Raw genomic sequence first — 17,863 nt, forward strand, 5'->3', positions numbered from 1 at the left:
ACCACGCGGGAGCCGGGGGAGGGGTCGGGAAGAGAGGCCGTACCCGGCCAGTCCACCGGGGCGCCGCGGCCGCCGCATGCCGCGAGCACCCGAGCGGGTGACCGGCGGCAGGACCGGAGGAGCCGCGGCCGACGGCGCGATCCGGGCCCCGCGGACCGGCCGCGGACCGCTCCAAAGGCCCCGCAGCCTGCTCTACGGTCTCCGACCGGGCACGGAATCATAAATTCCGGGCCGACTATCGGTGCGGTGGGACACCATGGCCGCCATGTCCTATGAACTCCAGGCGCTGATAGGAACACGGGAGCTGCTGACGGTGGCGGCCGCGGAGGTTCCGGCGGCCCGGGTGGTGTCCTTGGCGCAGGGGCTGGCGATGATCCCGGTCACCTCCGCCGTCCTCGCCGCACTCCAGGGGGACGGCAGCGTGCGCAAGCCGCGCGGCGGGGCCGGGTTCGGCTGGCACTCGGACGGCTTCGAACTCCGGCTGGCCGCCTGGTCGAAGGCCGGCCCGATCGCCTGCGTCGAGGCCGAGTACTTCGGCGGCAGCGGCACCCAGCGCGCCGCCGTCTGGGCGGACGGCGCGGTCACCCTCGGCCCGCTCACCATCGGCGAGTTCGAGCCCGCCCCGGCCGACGGCACCCCGATCTCCCACGTCCTGCGACGGATCGGCGCTCGCACCGAGGAGGGCCGGGCGGACGAGTTCGAGTCGGTCGGCCTGGGCCGGCACCGCAGCACCGCCGGCTGGGCGGAGTCGGCCGGCTGACCCGACCCCCGCGCCCCACCGCCCGTCGGCCCCGCCGCCCGCCCCGGCCCGCCGACGCGAACGGCCCCGCCCCCGAAGCGGGGAGCAGGGCCGCGCCGTCGTCCGTCGAACCGGCCGACCGGAGGGTCAGCGGTAGTTCACGTACTGGATCGCGAAGTCCAGGTCCTTGCCCTTGAGCAGGGCCTGCACGGCCTGGAGGTCGTCGCGGCTCTTCGAGCTGACGCGCAGCTCGTCGCCCTGGACCTGCGCCTTGACGCCCTTCGGGCCCTCGTCACGGATGATCTTCGCGACCTTCTTCGCGTCCTCCGTGGTGATGCCCTCCTTGACGTTGGCGAAGATCTTGTACTCCTTGCCGGACAGCTGGGGCTCGTTGGCGTCCAGGGCCTTCAGCGACAGGCCGCGCTTCACGAACTTGGTCTGGAGGATGTCGAGTACGGCGCGCACGCGCTCCTCGCCGTTCGCCTTCATCTCGATCTTCTCGCCCGAGCGGCTGATCTCGGCGCCCACGTTCTTGAAGTCGAAGCGCGTCGCGATCTCGCGGGAGGTCTGGTTGATCGCGTTGTCGACCTCCTGCCACTCGACCTTCGAGACGATGTCGAAACTGGAGTCGGCCATGGGTATTGGTCTCCTTGATGCTCTGGTCTTCACTGGCACGGGCCCGCCCCTCGGGGGCGCCCGCGACCCCAGCCTATCCAGCGCCACACCGGCCCCGCCCGTAGCGGGCGCCCGCGGTTTCTTGATCGTCGCGTGATCTATCGAGTGGCGGAGCACCCCCCGGCATCGGGTATGGTTTACCAAGTCGAACGGGGTGAACACCCCGGGAAACGAAGATCCTGGCTGGTTGCCCGAGCGGCCAAAGGGAGCAGACTGTAAATCTGTCGCGCAAGCTACGCAGGTTCGAACCCTGCACCAGCCACAGGATAGAGAAACAGCCCCCGATCTGCGGAAACGCGGATCGGGGGCTGTTTCGTTTTGCCCGGGCGGCCTTGCCGGGGGCGGGGGAGCGGGGAGTCGGGAGGGCGGGCGCCGGGCCGACTTATTGCACATTGCTTGCAATTACGGGTGTCAGGCAGCAGAGTGGGGCCCGGGGGTGGGAGTCCTTCGACAGAGCTGATCGTCTTCCCAGCCGGCGACCGCCGGGACAAACGGCTCGCCCCACCCCCGCCAACAGCCACCCGACGGAGGCCGACGCGGCGTGACGGCCGCGTCAAGGGCGCGTCAAGGCCGCTCGTGGCGGCGTCAGGAACGCGTAGGGGCCCGGCGGGCGACGGGCGCGCGGACCGCAGGATCGGAGCAACTACCGACTGCGGAGGTCCCGTCCGATGTCCAGCGCCATCACCACCCCGGCCGTCACGGCCGACTCCGAGCCGCCTGGCACCGGCGCGGGAGACGAGCGGCACCGGCTCAGCGCGCTCGGCGGGCTGGCCGCGCTCTCGCTGGATGCCATGGCCTCGGTCGCGTACGGGCCGGAGTCGATCGTGCTGGTGCTGGCCGCCGCCGGGGCGTACGGGCTGGGCTTCACGCTGCCGGTCACCGCGGCGATCGCCCTGCTGCTGGCGGTGCTGGTGGCCTCCTACCGGCAGGTGATCGCGGCGTTCCCGGACGGCGGCGGCGCCTACGCGGTGGCCAAGGCGCACCTCGGCCGCCGGACCGCGCTGACCGCGGCCGCCTCGCTGGTCGTCGACTACGTGCTGAACGTCGCGGTCTCGGTCACCGCCGGCGTCGCCGCGCTCACCTCGGCCGTCCCGGGCCTGTACGACGACCGGGTCTGGCTCTGCCTGGGGGTGCTCGCGCTGGTCACCGCGGTGAACCTGCGGGGGATCGCCGAGTCGGCGCGCTGGTTCATGGCGCCGACGGCCGTCTTCGTGCTCTCCATCCTGGCGATCGTCGTGGTCGGCCTGTTCCGGGACGCCCCGGCCAGCACCGCGGCCGCCGCCGGCCACGCCTCGACGCTCGCCGAGAACGCCACCACCGTCGGCGCGCTGCTGCTGCTCAAGGCCTTCGCGGCCGGCTGTTCCGCGCTGACCGGGGTGGAGGCGGTGGCCAACGCCGTCCCCTCCTTCCGCACCCCGCGGGTCAAGCGCGCCCAGCACACCGAGGTCGCGCTCGGCGCCCTGCTCGGCGTGATGCTGATCGGACTGGCCGTGCTGATCGGCCGCTTCCACCTCCAGCCGGTCGAGGGCGTCACCGTGCTCGCCCAGCTCGCCGACGCCTCGCTCGGCCACGGCTTCGGCTTCTACGTCGTCCAGTTCGCCACCGTGGTGCTGCTCGGGCTGGCCGCCAACACCTCCTTCGGCGGGCTGCCGGTGCTGCTCGACCTGCTCGCCCGGGACAACCACCTCCCGCACCTGTTCGCGCTGCGCGCCGACCGCCAGGTGTACCGGTACGGCGTGCTGTTCCTGGCCGCGGTGTCGGCGGCGCTGCTGGCCGGCTCCGGCGGGGACGTCAACAGCCTGGTGCCGCTGTTCTCGATCGGCGTGTTCGTCGGCTTCACCATCTGCCAGGTCGGCATGGTCCGGCACTGGCTGCTGCACCGGCCGTCCGGCTGGCGGTGGAAGGCCGCGCTGAACGGCTTCGGGGCGCTGCTCACCGGCGTCGCGGCGCTGGTCGTCACCGGCACCAAGTTCACCGAGGGCGCCTGGGGCATCGTGGTGGCCCTGCCGCTGCTGGTGGTGCTGTTCGAGGCGGTCCACCGCAGTTACGGGCGGATCGGCGAGCGGCTGGAGCTGGGCCGGGTGCCCGGCCCGGTGACCAGGCAGCGCAGCCTGGTCGTCGTCCCGGTGACCGCGATCACCCGGCTGACCAGGGACGGCCTGTCGGCGGCGCTCTCGCTCGGCGACGAGGTGATGGCGGTGACCGTGGTGCACGAGCCGGCCGCCGCCGAGGCGCTGCGCCGGGACTGGGAGCTGTGGCGGCCGGGCGTGCCGTTGGTGGAGATCCCGGATGTCCACCGCCGGCTGGGCCGGCCGATCGCCGACTTCGTCAACGAGCTGGGGGCGGAGCACGCCTACGACCGGCTCACCGTGCTGATCCCCGAGGTGGAGCCGGCCCGCTGGTGGCAGCGGGCGCTCCAGAACCGGCGCGGCGCCGTGATCGACCGCGCCCTGCGGCGGCACACCGACGCGGTGGTCTGCCGGTTGCGCATGCGGATGTGATCAGGGGACGGGTACGGAACGGCCTCGGACGGCAGCCCGCCGTCCGGGGCCGTTCCGTACCCGGGCGTGCCCCCAGCGGCCCGCCGCCGAACGCGCCCCCGGCCCGCCGCCGTGTCTCGGCCCGATCACGACGGTCTCGGTCCGGTGAAGCGCCCGTCAAGGCCGCGTCAACGTCGCGCTGTCACCCGTATGGAGGGCGTCAGGGCCCCATAACGCGCCGCTGACGGCTGGTTTGCTGCATCTGCCGGTCGTCCGCCGGCGCCGCGCGAGCCCCTTCGGCCCAGGTCGCGGCATCTCCCGAACCACTCTGGTGGAGCCCATGTCCGATCTCATCTACGTCGGTGTCACGGTCGCCGTGTTCGCCGTCATCGCCCTGATCGCGCGGGGGGTGGAGAAGCTGTGAGCGCCGAGAACATCGCTGGTCTGGTCGTGGCCGTCGCGCTCGTCGGCTATCTCGTCGTGGCGCTGATCTTCCCGGAGAAGTTCTGACATGGGATCCACTCTCGCGGGCTGGCTCCAGGTCATCGCCCTCGTCGGCGCGCTGGCCCTGTGCTACCGCCCCCTCGGCGACTACATCGCCAAGCTCCTCACCTCCGCCAAGCACCTCAGAGTCGAGCGCGGCATCTACAAGCTGATCGGCGTCGACGGCGACGCGGACCAGCGCTGGCCGTCGTACCTCCGCTCGGTGCTGGCCTTCTCGGCCGTCTCCGTCCTCTTCCTCTACGGCCTGATCCGCCTCCAGGGCTACCTGCTGCTGAACCTGGGTGTTCCGCAGATGGAGGGCCACCAGGCCTGGAACACCGCGATCTCGTTCGTCGCCAACACCAACTGGCAGTCCTACGGCGGCGAGTCCGCGATGGGCCACCTGGTGCAGATGGCGGGCCTGGCGGTGCAGAACTTCGTCTCCGCGGCCGTCGGCATCGCCGTCGTCGCCGCGCTGATCCGGGGCTTCACCCGCAACCGGACGGACCGGATCGGCAACTTCTGGGTGGACCTCACCCGGATCAACCTGCGCCTGCTGCTGCCGATCTCGATCGTCTTCGCCCTGGTGCTGGCCGCCAACGGCGTGATCCAGAACTTCCACGGCTTCCACGAGGTGACCTCGCTGGCCGGCGAGGTCCAGAAGATCCCGGGCGGCCCGGTGGCCTCCCAGGAGGTCATCAAGCTGCTCGGCACCAACGGCGGCGGCTTCTTCAACGCCAACTCGGCGCACCCGTTCGAGAACCCGACCGGGTTCACCAACCTGGTCGAGATCTTCCTGATCCTGCTGATCCCGTTCGCGCTGCCGCGGACCTTCGGCCGGATGGTGGGGGACAACCGCCAGGGCTACGCGATCGTCGCCGTGATGGGCCTGTTCTGGGCCGCCTCGGTGGCCCTGCTGACCCTCGCCGAGTCGCAGCACCACGGCGCCGCCCTGCAGGCCGCGGGCGCCGCGATGGAGGGCAAGGAGCAGCGCTTCGGCATCGCCGCGAGCTCGCTGTTCGCCGCCTCGACGACGCTGACCTCGACCGGCGCGGTGAACTCCTTCCACGACTCGTACACGCCGTTCGGCGGCGGGCTGACGGTCTTCAACATGATGCTGGGCGAGATCGCGCCCGGCGGTGTGGGCTCCGGCCTGTACGGGATGCTCGTGCTGGCGGTCATCGCGGTGTTCGTGGCGGGCCTGATGGTCGGCCGCACCCCCGAGTACCTGGGCAAGAAGCTCGGCGGCCGGGAGATGAAGTTCGCCTCGCTGTACATCCTCACCACGCCGACGATCGTGCTGGTCGGCACAGGTGTGGCGATGGCCCTGCCGGGTGAGCGCGCCGGGATGCTCAACTCGGGCGCCCACGGCTTCTCCGAGGTGCTGTACGCCTTCACCTCGGCGGCCAACAACAACGGCTCGGCCTTCGGCGGCATCACCGTCAACACCGACTGGTACGACACCGCGCTCGGCCTGGCGATGATCTTCGGCCGGCTGCTGCCGATCGTCTTCGTCCTGGCGCTGTCCGGCTCGCTCGCCCAGCAGCAGCCGGTCCCGGCCACCCCGGGCACCCTGCCCACCCACAAGCCGCTGTTCGTGGGCCTGCTGTCGGGCGTGATCCTGATCGTCGTCGGCCTCACCTACTTCCCGGCCCTGGCTCTCGGGCCGATCGCGGAAGGTCTGTCCTCCTGATGTCCACCCCTACGCTCAACCCCGCACCGGCCGACAAGGCGGAGCCCGCCGCGCCGCACAGAGTGTCGAGCGGCCTGCTCGACCCGAAGCTGATCCTCGCGTCCCTGCCGGACGCGGTGAAGAAGCTCGACCCCCGGGTGATGGTCAAGAACCCGGTGATGTTCGTGGTCGAGGTCGGCTCGGTGGTCACCACCGTCGCCGCGATCGTCGACCCGTCCGTGTTCGCCTGGGCCATCACCGTCTGGCTCTGGCTGACCACGATCTTCGCCAACCTGGCCGAGGCCGTCGCCGAGGGCCGCGGCAAGGCGCAGGCCGACACCCTGCGCAAGACCAAGAGCGACACCATGGCCCGCCGGCTCACCGACTGGCCGGCCACCGGCGCCGAGGAGGAGGTGCCCGGCACCGCGCTCCGGCTCGGCGACCACGTGGTGGTCGAGGCCGGGCAGGTCATCCCCGGTGACGGCGACGTGGTCGAGGGTGTCGCGAGCGTCGACGAGTCGGCGATCACCGGCGAGTCCGCGCCCGTCATCCGGGAGTCCGGCGGCGACCGCAGCGCCGTCACCGGCGGCACCAAGGTGCTGTCCGACCGGATCGTGGTGAAGATCGCCTCGGAGCCCGGCAAGTCGTTCATCGACCGGATGATCGCCCTGGTCGAGGGCGCCGCCCGGCAGAAGACGCCGAACGAGATCGCGCTCAACATCCTGCTGGCCTCGCTGACCATCGTCTTCCTGGTCGCGGTCGTCACGCTCCAGCCGATGGCCACCTACGCGGGCGCCCCGCAGTCGATGATCGTCCTGGTCGCCCTGATCGTGGCGCTCATCCCGACCACCATCGGCGCGCTGCTCTCCGCGATCGGCATCGCCGGCATGGACCGGCTGGTGCAGCGCAACGTGCTGGCGATGTCCGGCCGCGCCGTCGAGGCCGCCGGAGACGTCAACACCCTGCTGCTCGACAAGACCGGCACCATCACCCTGGGCAACCGCCAGGCCGCCGAGTTCCTGCCCGCCCCGGGCGTCTCCACCGAGGACCTGGCCAGTGCCGCGCAGCTCTCCTCGCTCGCGGACGAGACCCCGGAGGGCCGCTCGATCGTGGTCCTCGCCAAGACCGAGTACGGTCTGCGGGCCCGCGCCCAGGGCGAGCTGACCCACGCCACCTGGGTCCCGTTCACCGCCCAGACCCGGATGTCGGGCGTCGACCTGGACGAGGAAATGGAAGGGGCGGAGCGCAGCGACTCGGACAAGGGCGGTGGTGGGCGACGGGTGGGCGTCCACCAGGTCCGCAAGGGCGCCGCCGGGGCCGTCTCCAACTGGGTGACCGGGAACGGCGGTTCGGTCGGCGACGAGGTCTCCACCCTGGTCGACGGGATCTCCGCCGCCGGTGGCACCCCGCTGGTCGTGGCCGCGAAGACCGGCAGCGCGCCCGCCCGCGTCCTGGGGGTCATCCACCTCAAGGACGTGGTCAAGGAGGGCATGCGGGAGCGCTTCGACGAGCTCCGCCGGATGGGCATCAAGACCATCATGATCACGGGCGACAACCCGCTGACCGCCAAGGCGATCGCGGAGGAGGCCGGCGTGGACGACTTCCTCGCCGAGGCCACGCCCGAGGACAAGATGGCCCTGATCAAGAAGGAGCAGGAGGGCGGCAAGCTGGTCGCGATGACCGGCGACGGCACCAACGACGCCCCCGCGCTCGCCCAGGCCGACGTCGGCGTCGCGATGAACACCGGGACCATGGCGGCCAAGGAGGCCGGCAACATGGTCGACCTGGACTCCAACCCGACCAAGCTGATCGAGATCGTGGAGATCGGCAAGCAGCTGCTGATCACCCGCGGCGCGCTGACCACCTTCTCGATCGCCAACGACGTGGCCAAGTACTTCGCGATCATCCCCGCGATGTTCGCCGGGGTCTACCCGGGCCTGAGCCACCTCAACATCATGGGCCTGCACAGCCCGCAGTCCGCGATCACCTCGGCGATCATCTTCAACGCCCTGGTCATCATCGGCCTGATCCCGCTCGCCCTGCGCGGCGTGCGCTACCGCCCGTCCGACGCCAGCTCGCTGCTGCGCCGCAACATCGGCGTCTACGGCTTCGGCGGCCTGGTGGTGCCGTTCGTCGGCATCAAGCTGATCGACCTGATCGTCCAGTTCATCCCCGGCCTCAGCTGAAGCGGGAAGGAGAGAAAACCATGTCCAAGCCCCTGCCGACGATCCTCCGCACCCACTTCACGGCCCTGCGAGCGCTCCTGGTGCTCACCGTGATCCTCGGGGTCGTCTACCCGCTCCTGATCACCGGTGTCTCCCAGGTCGCCTTCACCGACAAGGCGAACGGCTCGCCGGTGACGTCCGGCGGCAGGGAGGTCGGCTCCAGCCTGATCGGCCAGAGCTTCAACCTCCCGAAGGCCAACCCGGACGACCCGAAGGAGGAGGCCCAGCCGGACCCGAAGTGGTTCCAGCCCCGCCCCTCCGCCGCCGGGACCGGCTACGACGCCTCCTCCTCCAGCGCCAGCAACCTCGGCCCGAACAGCGAGGACCTGCTGAAGGCCGTCAACGACCGCCGCGCCGCCGTCGCCGCGTTCGACGGCGTCGACCCGGCGAGCGTCCCGGCCGACGCGCTGACCGCCTCCGGCTCCGGCCTCGACCCGCACATCTCCGTCGCGTACGCCAAGGAGCAGGTCGAGCGGGTCGCCAAGCACCGCGACCTGCCGGTGGAGACGGTGGGCAAACTGGTCGAGAAGTACACCGAGAGCCGCTCGCTCGGCTTCCTCGGCAACGAGGGCGTCAACGTCGTGCTGCTCAACAAGGCGCTCAGCGAGCAGAAGTGACACCACCTCGTACAGACGGGTGACCGGGCCGGCCCGGGCACGGGGGCACGCCTCCCGCGCCCGGGCCGGCCGACCCGCGTCCGCAGACGTGCACCACCTCCCGATGGAAAGAGCAGTGCCCATGGCCCGCGACCTCACCCCCGGCACCGGCATCCGCGGCGGCCGGCTGAGGGTGTACCTCGGCTCCGCGCCGGGGGTCGGCAAGACGTACCGGATGCTGGACGAGGCCCGGCGCAGACAGGAGCGCGGGGCCGACGTCGTGGTCGGGTACATCGAGTGCCACGGCAGACCGCACACCGAGGCCATGCTGGCGGGCCTGGAGGTCGTGCCCCGCGTCCACCGCGACTACCGGGACGCCGGGTTCGACGAGATGGACCTCGACGGCGTGCTCGCCCGCCGCCCGTCCGTCGTGCTGGTGGACGAGCTGGCGCACACCAACATCCCCGGCGGCCGGCACGCCAAGCGCTGGCAGGACGTCGAGGAACTGCTCGCCGCCGGGATCGACGTCGTCACCACCGTCAACATCCAGCACCTGGAATCGCTGAACGACGTCGTCCGGAAGATCACCGGCATCCCGCAGCGGGAGACCGTCCCGGACGAGGTGGTCCGCCGGGCCGACCAGATCGAACTCGTCGACATGGCCCCGCAGGCGCTGCGCCGCCGGATGGCCCACGGCAACGTCTACAAGGCGGAGAAGGTGGACGCCGCGCTCTCGAACTACTTCCGGGTCGGCAACCTCACCGCCCTGCGCGAACTCGCCCTGCTCTGGGTGGCCGGGCGGGTGGACGAGGGACTGCGCGACTACCGGGCCAGCCACAACATCGACCGGGTCTGGGAGACCCGCGAGCGGGTCGTGGTCGCCCTCACCGGCGGCCCCGAGGGCGAGACCCTGATCCGCCGCGCCGCCCGGATCGCCGACCGCACGGCCGGCGGCGAACTGCTGGCCGTCCACGTCTCCCGCAGCGACGGCCTGGCCGGCGCCTCCTCCGGCGCCCTCGCCCAGCAGCGGCAGCTGGTGGAGACCCTCGGCGGCAGCTACCACGTGGTGGTCGGCGACGACGTCCCGACCGCGCTGCTCACCTTCGCCCGCGCCCACCACGCCACCCAGCTGGTGCTCGGCACCAGCCGCCGCGGCCGGATCAACCGCTTCCTCACCGGCCCCGGCACCGGGCAGACCACCGTGGACGACTCCGAGGACATCGACGTCCACATGGTCACCCACGAGTTCACCGGCCGCGGCCGGCTGCCCTCGCTCGGCCGCCGCCACTCCCGGCGCCGCACCATCGCCGGCTACCTGGCCGGCCTGGCGGTGCCCTGGCTGCTCACCGTCCTGCTCTCGCAGGCGGACCACAGCATCAACCTGACCACCGACGCGCTGATCTTCCAGCTCGGTGTGGTGATCGTCGCCCTGCTCGGCGGCGCGGTGTCGGCCCTGCTGGCCTCGGTCGTCGCCTCGGTGCTGCTCAACTACTACTTCATCCCGCCGGTCCACAGCCTGACCATCGGCGAGACCAACAACATCGTCGCCCTGGTGGTCTTCGCCGCCATCGCGCTCACCGTCTCCACCGTGGTCGACCACGCCGGCCGGCTCACCAGCCGGGCCGCCCGCGCCACCGCCGAGGCCGAGACCCTCTCCACCCTGGCCGGCAGCGTGCTGCGCGGCGCCGACGCGCTGCCCGCCCTGCTGGAGAAGTCCCGGACGGCCTTCGGCATGCGGGCCGTCGCGCTGCTCTCCCGGGGCGACGGCGAGGTGCTCGCGCACAGCGAGGGGGACCACCAGGGCGACGGCGAGGGGCCGCACGAGACCGCCGAGGTCCCGGTCGGCGCGGACGCCCTCCTGGTGCTCACCGGCCGCCGGCTGCCCGCCGCCGACCAGCGGGTGCTGACCGCCTTCGCCGCCCACGTCGCCGCCGCGCTGGAGCGCGACCGGCTGGCCGTGGTCGCCGCCGAGGTCGAGCCGATCAAGGCCGCCGACCGGATGCGCACCGCCCTGCTCGCCGCCGTCAGCCACGACCTGCGCACCCCGCTGGCCGCCGCCCGCGCCTCGGTCGGCTCGCTGCGCAGCCCCGACGTCGAGTTCTCGCCCGAGGACCAGGCCGAACTCCTCGCCACCGCCGACGAGTCGCTGGTCAAGCTCACCCGGCTGGTCGACAACCTGCTCGACATGAGCCGCCTCCAGGCCGGCGCGCTCACCCTGCACCTCACCGAGACCCACCTCGACGAGATCCTGCCCCGGGCGCTCGACAGCCTCCCCGACCCGTACGCGCCGGTCCAGCCGCTCGACCTGGACACCGCCCCGCCGGTGCTCGCCGATCCGCCACTGCTGGAGCGGGTGCTCGCCAACGTGATCACCAACGCGCTGCGGTACAACGCCCCCGGCGCGCCCGTCCTGGTCACCGCCAGCCACCACGCCGACCAGGTGGAGATCCGGGTGATCGACCGCGGCCCCGGCATCGCCCCCGAGGACCGCGACCGGGTCTTCCTGCCCTTCCAGCGCCTCGGCGACACCGACAACACCACCGGCGTCGGCCTCGGCCTCGCCCTCTCCCGCGGCCTCGCCGAGGCGATGGGCGGCAGCCTGGAGGTCGAGGACACCCCGGGCGGCGGCACCACCATGCTGCTCACCCTGCCCGCCGCCACCACCGCGCCCAGCACCACCGAGCCTGGAGACTCCGGGGAGGAACCTCCACATGAGTGAACGAAGTGAACGAACCATCGAAAGGTGCGTGTCTCGCGAAGCGACTGCCGAGCGAAGCGAGGCGGGCGCATGAGTGAGATTCTGGTCGTCGACGACGAGCCCGCCCTCCTGCGCACCCTGCGGATCAACCTCAGCGCCCGGCACTACGCCGTCCGCACCGCCGCCAGCGGCGGGGAGGCGCTGGACCGCGCCGCGCACAGCGCCCCGGACGCCGTCCTGCTCGACCTCGGCCTGCCCGACCTCGACGGCATGGACGTGCTGCGCGGCCTGCGCACCCACAGCGCGGTGCCGATCATCGTGCTCTCCGGCCGGACGGACGCCGCCGACAAGGTGGGCGCCCTGGACGCGGGCGCCGACGACTACCTCACCAAGCCGTTCCTGATGGACGAGCTGCTGGCCCGGCTGCGCGCCGTGCTGCGCCGGCCGCTGGGCGACGTGCCGCTGGGCCGGCCGGTGATCGGCGACCATACCGTGGATCTCGCGGCCACCGCGGTGCACGGCCCGAACGGACCGGTCCGGCTCACCCCGACCGAGTGGCGCATCCTCGCCCTGCTGCTCGCCAACCCGGGCCGGCTGGTGCCCGGGAGGCAGATCCTGCGCGAGGTGTGGGGTCCGGCCCAGGAGGGGCGCGGCAACTATCTGCGGGTCTACTTCGCGGGGCTGCGCCGCAAGTTGGAGCGCGATCCGGCCCGGCCGCGGCACCTGGTCACCGAGCCGGGGATCGGGTACCGGTACGTGCCGTGACGGACCGGCGCACCGGTGCCGGCGCGCCCCCGTCAACGAGCCGTCAAGAGCGGCCCGGTGGGCGACAGGGGGGCGTCAAGGCCGCTCGGCGGCGGTGTTCCGCGGGCGTAGTGTCGGTGTCGAACGAGCGGCCCCTGCTCCGTGTGGGGGAGGTCCGGGGCCGCTCCAGCCGCCGCCCGAGGCGGCCAGCAGGTGGGGGAGGGGCGCGCGACACCAGTCGCGCGCCCCCATCTGCCGTCAGGGGCCATCAGGCCCACTCCGGGACCGGCTCAGCCGTCCCCGCCCCCGGACTGCCGGGGCAGCGCCAGCGCCACCGTGTCCGCGAACTCCCGGACCGCGCTGGTCCGGCTGACCACCCGGCCGCTGTGCACCACCAGCCGGCTGTGCCCGCCCGCGAGCGCCCCGGCCAGGCTGTCCCCGCGCACCGCCAGCAGCTCCGCCGGGAACCCGGCGTCCACCCGGACGGGTGCCAGGCCGAGCGCCGCCCGGGCCTGGTTCGCCACCGCGTCGTACGCCGCCTCCGGGGTCAACTCCCCACCGGCCGCCAGCAGGTAGGCCGACTCCAGCGGATCCGCCCGGCCGACCGGGTTGGACGGGTCGCGCAGCGCCCCGCTGCCCGCCGCCAGCGGCACCCCGGCGGCCGCCAACTCCCGTACCAGGCCCGGCCGCAGGCCCGCCGAGCGGCCCTCCATGCCGGTGCAGCAGCCGTTCTGCGGCAGGCAGACCACCCGGACCCCGCTGGTCGCCAGCACCGTCGACGCGCCCCGGGGCAGCGCCCCGCACGGGCCGAGTGCCACCCGGGGCCGCAGCGGGGCCAACGCCCCGGTCATCCGGGCGAGTTGGGCGGCGTCGCCGGCGCCGGTGTGCAGGTCCACCGGGCAGTCCGCCTCCCGGGCGGCCTCCAGCAGCAGCTGCACGTACCCGGCCGGGTCCGGGTCCAGCTCCGGGCAGCCGCCGGCCGCCGTGGCGCCCAGCTTGAGCGCCTCGCGCAGCTGCGCCCGCCCGTCCGCGCCGGCCCGTCCGGTGAGCAGTCGGGGCATCGCCACCGCCTGGAGCTCGGCCAGCCCGCCCAGTGCCTGCCGGGCGGTCAGCACCGCCTCCAGCCGGCGCAGCCCGTGCACGTCGCCGATCCGGACGTGGGTGCGCTGGGCGGTGGCGCCGTAGCCGAGCGAGGTCAGCGCGGCCTCGGTGACCCGGCGGGTGAGGTCGGCCGGGGTGTCCGGCGGCGGGGTGGGCAGGGCGGCGGAGAAGGCGGTGTCGTAGTGGGCGTGCGCCTCGGCGGGGGCCGGGAGCAGCAGGTAGCCGCGCAGGTCGATCCGGGCGCCGGTGGTGACGGTGGGCGCGCCGGGCAGGGCGGGCAGCGGGCCGAGGCTGCCGACGGTGCCGACCGCCTGGATCCGGTCGCCGCTGATCCGGACGTCCACCACCCGCCCGTCCGCCAGCCGGGCGCCGGTGAGGAGCAGGACCGGGCCGTGCCCGAGCGGGTTGGCCGCCGGGCCGGGCCCGGAGTGCGGCCCGTCGGCGGCTGCGCTGTCCATCGCCCGGCTCCTTCTCGGGCCGGCCCGTGCGGTCGGCCCCGTACGGCTGGCCCGTACCGCCGGCCAGTCCTCCCGATCAATGAGCGTCGAGCCTATGGGCCCGGGGGGCGGGTCGCCGGGAGGCGGGCAATAGTCGTATCGGGTCGGGCCGTGCGGCTCGCGGGCCGATCGAACGCCGGGCCTTGGATCGTCCGTCCGTACCCCTCGCCCACCTGCGGTCTTCGCCGCGGGATACGGATTTCACCTCCGGGCGCGAAACGTGTAATCTCTTCCTCGTTCGCCCCTATAGCTCAGTCGGTAGAGCGTCTCCATGGTAAGGAGAAGGTCTGCGGTTCGATTCCGCATGGGGGCTCTGGTGAGAAGCGGTCAGCTCCGGCTGTGCCGCGGATCACTGTGGCGGTGTAGCTCAGTTGGTAGAGCAAGCGGCTCATAATCGCTGTGTCACCGGTTCAAGTCCGGTCACCGCTACCCCGCGTAGTCGGTCGGGAGATCGCACTCCCGGTCGGCTACTCTTGTTGTGTTCTTATTCGTTGTCCAAGGAAGGCACTCCCGTGGCTGCCACCGACGTCCGCCCGAAGATCACGCTGGCCTGCGTGGAGTGCAAGGAGCGGAACTACATCACCAAGAAGAACCGGCGTAACGACCCGGACCGTCTTGAGATGAAGAAGCACTGCCCCCGCTGCAACTCGCACACCGCGCACCGCGAGACCCGCTGACCCTCTTGCAGGGCGACGGGCCTGTGTGAATTCAGGTCTCTTGCTCCGGGCCGCATCCCTCACAGGGGTGCGGCCCGGAGTTTTTTTCGTATCCACCCGCGTTCCGAGGAGCCGCCATGGCGCTCGACCCCTCCTTCATCGGGCGTAGCTACCCGCCCACCGAGCCGTACGAGGTCGGCCGGGAGAAGATCCGCGAGTTCGCGACCGCGGTCGGCGACGCCAACCCGGCGTACACCGACCTTGAGGCGGCGAAGGCGCTGGGGCACCCCGACGTGATCGCCCCGCCGACCTTCCCGTTCGTGATCACCTACCGCGCGGCCGGCCAGGTGGTCGAGGACCCGGAGCTGGGTCTGGACTTCAGCCGGGTGGTGCACGGCGACCAGAAGTTCGCCTACACCCGCCCGGTGCGGGCCGGTGACCGGCTGTCGGTCACGGTGACCATCGACAACATCAAGTCGCTGGCGGGCAACGACGTGCTCACCGTGCGTGGCGAGGTGACGGACGCGACCGGCGGGCACGTTGTGACGTCGGTCATGACCCTGGTGGCCCGGGCCGCCGACGAGGCGGGGGAGTGAGCGCGATGGCGATCGACTACGACGAGGTCGAGGTCGGCACCGAGCTGCCGGCGCAGTCCTTCCCGGTGACCCGCGACACACTGGTGCGGTACGCGGGCGCCTCGGGGGACTTCAACCCGATCCACTGGAACGAGAAGTTCGCCCTGGAGGTCGGCCTGCCGGACGTGATCGCGCACGGCATGTTCACCATGGCCGAGGCGATCCGGGTGGTCACCGACTGGGTCGGCGACCCGGCCGCGGTGGTCGAGTACGGCGTGCGGTTCACCCGTCCGGTGCCGGTGCCGAACGACGGGGTCGGCGCGGTGGTCGAGGTCTCGGCCAAGGTCGCCAAGAAGCTGGACGACCGCAGGGTGCAGGTCGACCTGCTGGCCACCACGGGCGGCCAGAAGGTGCTCGGCATGTCCCGGGCCGTCGTCCGGCTCGGCTGAGCGGCCCCGGGGGTCGCGGCGGCCGGGGTCCCGTGCGGGATCTCCGGCCGCCGGCGCGGGCCTTGCGTAGATAGTGATTGGCCACTAACTTGGGGCCCATGGCGAAGTCGAGCATCCGGATGAGCGCGGAGGAGCGGCGCGAGAGCGTCGTCCGGGCCGCCCTGACCGAGTTCGCCCGGGGCGGGTACCACGGCACCTCCACCGAGGCGATCGCCCGCCGGGTGGGCGTCTCGCAGCCGTACCTGTTCCGGCTGTTCCCGAGCAAGCAGGCGATCTTCGCCGCGGCCGCCGAGCGCTGCGTCGAGGAGACCTGGCGGGTGTTCGACGAGGCCTCGGCCGGGCTGTCCGGCGAGGCGGCCGCGGAGGCGATGTCCACCGCGTACCTGGGCCTGGTCGAGAACGGCGACCAGCTCATGATGCAGATGCAGCTCTACGTCTCGGCGTCCGCGGCCAGGGCGGCCGGTGAGGACGAGGTGGGGGAGACCGCCCGGCTGCTGTGGGAGGACCTGTTCGACCGGGTCAGGATCCGGATCGGCGGCGGAATGAAGGACGCCACGCAGTTCTTCGCGTACGGGATGCTGATCAACACCCTGGTGGCGCTCGGCTATCCGCCGGACCACCGGATCTGGGCCGGCTTCGACGGGTGCGAGCCGCCCGAGTAGGCGCGCCGCCCGGATGGACGGGCCGCACGGGGTGTCCGTGCGGCCTCTTTTCGGCCCAAAGAAGTTATTGAGCAATAACTACCTAAGGAACCTGGGGGACGTCATGACGGAGAAACCTGCCATGGGCAGAGCGGCGGTCTGGACCCTGGTGATCGTCAGCGCGGCCAGCTTCATGGCCGCCCTGGACAACCTGGTGGTCACCACCGCGCTGCCGTCGATCCGCGAGGAGCTCGGCGGCGGACTGTCCGACCTCGAATGGACGGTCAGCGCCTACACCCTGAGCTTCGCCGTGCTGCTGATGTTCGGCGCCGCCCTCGGCGACCGCTTCGGCCGCCGCCGGATCTTCCTGGTCGGGCTGGCGGTCTTCACCGCCGGCTCCGCCGCGGCCGCGCTGTCCCCGGGCATCGGCGAACTGATCGCCGCCCGCGCCGTCCAGGGCACCGGGGCCGCGGTGATGATGCCGCTCACCCTCACCCTGCTCACCGCCGCGGTGCCCGAGGGCAAGCGGGGGATGGCCTTCGGCATCTGGTCGGGGGTCAGCGGCCTCGCCGTCGCCGCGGGGCCGCTGATCGGCGGCTCGCTGACCGAGCACTTCTCCTGGCAGTGGATCTTCTGGGTGAACGTCCCGGTCGGCCTCGTCCTGCTGCCGCTGGCCTACCTGCGGCTCGGCGAGAGCCGGGGCCCGGGCCGGGCCCTGGACGTGCCCGGAACCCTGCTGGTCAGCCTGGGGATGTTCGGCGTCGTCCTCGGCCTGATCCGCGGCAACCCGGACGGCTGGACCAGCCCGCTGGTCCTCGGCGCCCTGATCGGCGGCACCCTGCTGCTGGCCGCCTTCGTCCGGTACGAGCAGCGGGTCGCCGCCCACCCGATGCTGCCGATGCGGCTGTTCCGCAGCCGGGCCTTCTCCGCCGTCAACGCGGCCAGCCTGCTGATGTACCTGGGGATGTTCGGCTCGATCTTCCTGATCAGCCAGTACCTCCAGGGCGTCGGCGGCTTCAGCCCCCAGGAGGCGGGCATCCGGATGCTGCCGTGGACGGCGATGCCGCTGCTGGTCTCGCCGATCGCGGGCATCCTCTCCGACCGGATCGGCGGCCGGCCGATCGTGGTCGCCGGGCTGGCGCTGCAGGCCGCGGGCCTGGCGCTGTACGGCCTGGTGGTGGACGGGAGCACCGGCCTCGACTACGTCGCCCAGATACCGGCCACCGTGATCTGCGGGATCGGCATGTCGCTGTACTTCGGCCCGACCGCCCAGCTGGTGATGGCCAGCGTCCGGCCGCAGGAGCAGGGGATCGCCTCCGGCGCCAACAACGCGCTGCGCGAGGTCGGCGGGGCGCTCGGGGTCGCCGTGCTCGCGGCGGTGTTCTCGGGGCAGGGCGGCTACCAGTCGGTGCGGGCCTTCACGGACGGGCTGGTGCCCGCGCTGTACGTCGGCGCCGCCGCCGTCGGGCTCGGCGCGCTCGCCGCGGTGTTCATCCCGCGGCGGCGGAAGGCGCCGGTCGCGGCGGCGGGGGAGCGGGCGGCGGACCGGGCCGAGCCGGCCCGGGTCTGAACGGGGGCGGAGGGGAGGGGCCCGCCGACGGGAATCGCGTTCCGGTCGGCGGATCCCTCCCC

General features: G+C 72.5%; 16 protein-coding genes and 3 tRNA genes. 17 read left to right on the forward strand and 2 right to left on the reverse strand.

The features are described from left to right. Positions 1-265 precede the first annotated feature (265 nt). Entirely contained in the window at positions 266-760 is a 495-nt protein-coding gene (locus tag ACWDD9_RS14850) for a hypothetical protein (RefSeq protein ID WP_449811778.1), read from the forward strand. A 126-nt stretch (positions 761-886) separates the two neighbouring features. On the opposite strand, the gene ACWDD9_RS14855 is transcribed toward ACWDD9_RS14850, so the two are convergent. After that, positions 887-1,375 (reverse strand): YajQ family cyclic di-GMP-binding protein, encoded by a 489-nt coding sequence (locus tag ACWDD9_RS14855; protein ID WP_049652087.1) that lies wholly within the window; start codon positions 1,373-1,375, stop codon positions 887-889. 220 nt (positions 1,376-1,595) lie between these two features. Here ACWDD9_RS14855 and ACWDD9_RS14860 point away from each other — a divergent pair. From ACWDD9_RS14860 to ACWDD9_RS14900, 9 genes are all read left to right on the forward strand, one after another. Then, positions 1,596-1,676 (forward strand) — tRNA-Tyr (locus tag ACWDD9_RS14860). 406 nt (positions 1,677-2,082) lie between these two features. Beyond that, a complete protein-coding gene (locus tag ACWDD9_RS14865) occupies positions 2,083-3,915 on the forward strand; it encodes an APC family permease (protein WP_074003983.1) in 1,833 nt (610 codons plus the stop codon). Between the two features lie 232 nt (positions 3,916-4,147). Continuing rightward, on the forward strand, positions 4,148-4,318 hold the full coding sequence (locus tag ACWDD9_RS14870) for a hypothetical protein (protein ID WP_449811779.1): 171 nt from the start codon (positions 4,148-4,150) through the stop codon (positions 4,316-4,318). After that, entirely contained in the window at positions 4,315-4,404 is a 90-nt protein-coding gene (gene kdpF / locus ACWDD9_RS14875) for a K(+)-transporting ATPase subunit F (protein ID WP_045693083.1), read from the forward strand. Before ACWDD9_RS14870 ends, kdpF begins: the two co-directional genes overlap by 4 nt. Position 4,405: 1 nt before the next feature. Then, positions 4,406-6,070: a potassium-transporting ATPase subunit KdpA gene (gene kdpA, locus ACWDD9_RS14880; protein WP_074003982.1), complete on the forward strand. Its 1,665-nt coding sequence runs from the start codon at positions 4,406-4,408 to the stop codon at positions 6,068-6,070. Further along, positions 6,070-8,235 (forward strand): potassium-transporting ATPase subunit KdpB, encoded by a 2,166-nt coding sequence (gene kdpB / locus ACWDD9_RS14885; protein WP_449811780.1) that lies wholly within the window; start codon positions 6,070-6,072, stop codon positions 8,233-8,235. The genes kdpA and kdpB overlap by 1 nt, the downstream gene beginning before the upstream one ends. Before the next feature lie 20 nt (positions 8,236-8,255). Then, on the forward strand, positions 8,256-8,891 hold the full coding sequence (gene kdpC, locus ACWDD9_RS14890; RefSeq protein WP_449811781.1) for a potassium-transporting ATPase subunit KdpC: 636 nt from the start codon (positions 8,256-8,258) through the stop codon (positions 8,889-8,891). 121 nt (positions 8,892-9,012) lie between these two features. Then, complete coding sequence (locus ACWDD9_RS14895) at positions 9,013-11,589, forward strand: sensor histidine kinase (RefSeq protein ID WP_053112080.1); 2,577 nt, start codon at positions 9,013-9,015, stop codon at positions 11,587-11,589. A 69-nt stretch (positions 11,590-11,658) separates the two neighbouring features. Continuing rightward, a complete protein-coding gene (locus tag ACWDD9_RS14900; protein ID WP_049652081.1) occupies positions 11,659-12,333 on the forward strand; it encodes a response regulator in 675 nt (224 codons plus the stop codon). 269 nt (positions 12,334-12,602) lie between these two features. Here ACWDD9_RS14900 and ACWDD9_RS14905 read toward each other — a convergent pair whose 3' ends face one another. Beyond that, positions 12,603-13,871 carry an amidohydrolase family protein gene (locus ACWDD9_RS14905; RefSeq protein WP_074003979.1) on the reverse strand — a complete coding sequence of 423 codons (1,269 nt, stop codon included), beginning with the start codon at positions 13,869-13,871 and terminating at the stop codon, positions 12,603-12,605. A gap of 279 nt (positions 13,872-14,150) precedes the next feature. Between ACWDD9_RS14905 and ACWDD9_RS14910 the strand changes: the two genes are divergently transcribed. From ACWDD9_RS14910 to ACWDD9_RS14940, 7 genes are all read left to right on the forward strand, one after another. Beyond that, positions 14,151-14,223, forward strand: a tRNA-Thr gene (locus ACWDD9_RS14910). A gap of 43 nt (positions 14,224-14,266) precedes the next feature. Next, positions 14,267-14,339 (forward strand) — tRNA-Met (locus ACWDD9_RS14915). An 83-nt stretch (positions 14,340-14,422) separates the two neighbouring features. Beyond that, positions 14,423-14,587 (forward strand): 50S ribosomal protein L33, encoded by a 165-nt coding sequence (gene rpmG, locus ACWDD9_RS14920; protein WP_006604855.1) that lies wholly within the window; start codon positions 14,423-14,425, stop codon positions 14,585-14,587. Between the two features lie 116 nt (positions 14,588-14,703). Next, entirely contained in the window at positions 14,704-15,162 is a 459-nt protein-coding gene (locus ACWDD9_RS14925; protein ID WP_049651991.1) for a MaoC family dehydratase N-terminal domain-containing protein, read from the forward strand. 5 nt (positions 15,163-15,167) lie between these two features. Continuing rightward, on the forward strand, positions 15,168-15,590 hold the full coding sequence (locus ACWDD9_RS14930; protein ID WP_049651990.1) for a MaoC family dehydratase: 423 nt from the start codon (positions 15,168-15,170) through the stop codon (positions 15,588-15,590). A 98-nt stretch (positions 15,591-15,688) separates the two neighbouring features. Next, positions 15,689-16,252, forward strand: a complete 564-nt coding sequence (locus ACWDD9_RS14935) for a TetR/AcrR family transcriptional regulator (RefSeq protein ID WP_234348396.1) — start codon at positions 15,689-15,691, stop codon at positions 16,250-16,252. A gap of 103 nt (positions 16,253-16,355) precedes the next feature. Further along, entirely contained in the window at positions 16,356-17,801 is a 1,446-nt protein-coding gene (locus tag ACWDD9_RS14940; RefSeq protein ID WP_049651988.1) for an MFS transporter, read from the forward strand. The last annotated feature ends 62 nt before the right edge of the window (positions 17,802-17,863 follow it).

The organism is Kitasatospora sp. NPDC001119, from assembly GCF_053598475.1.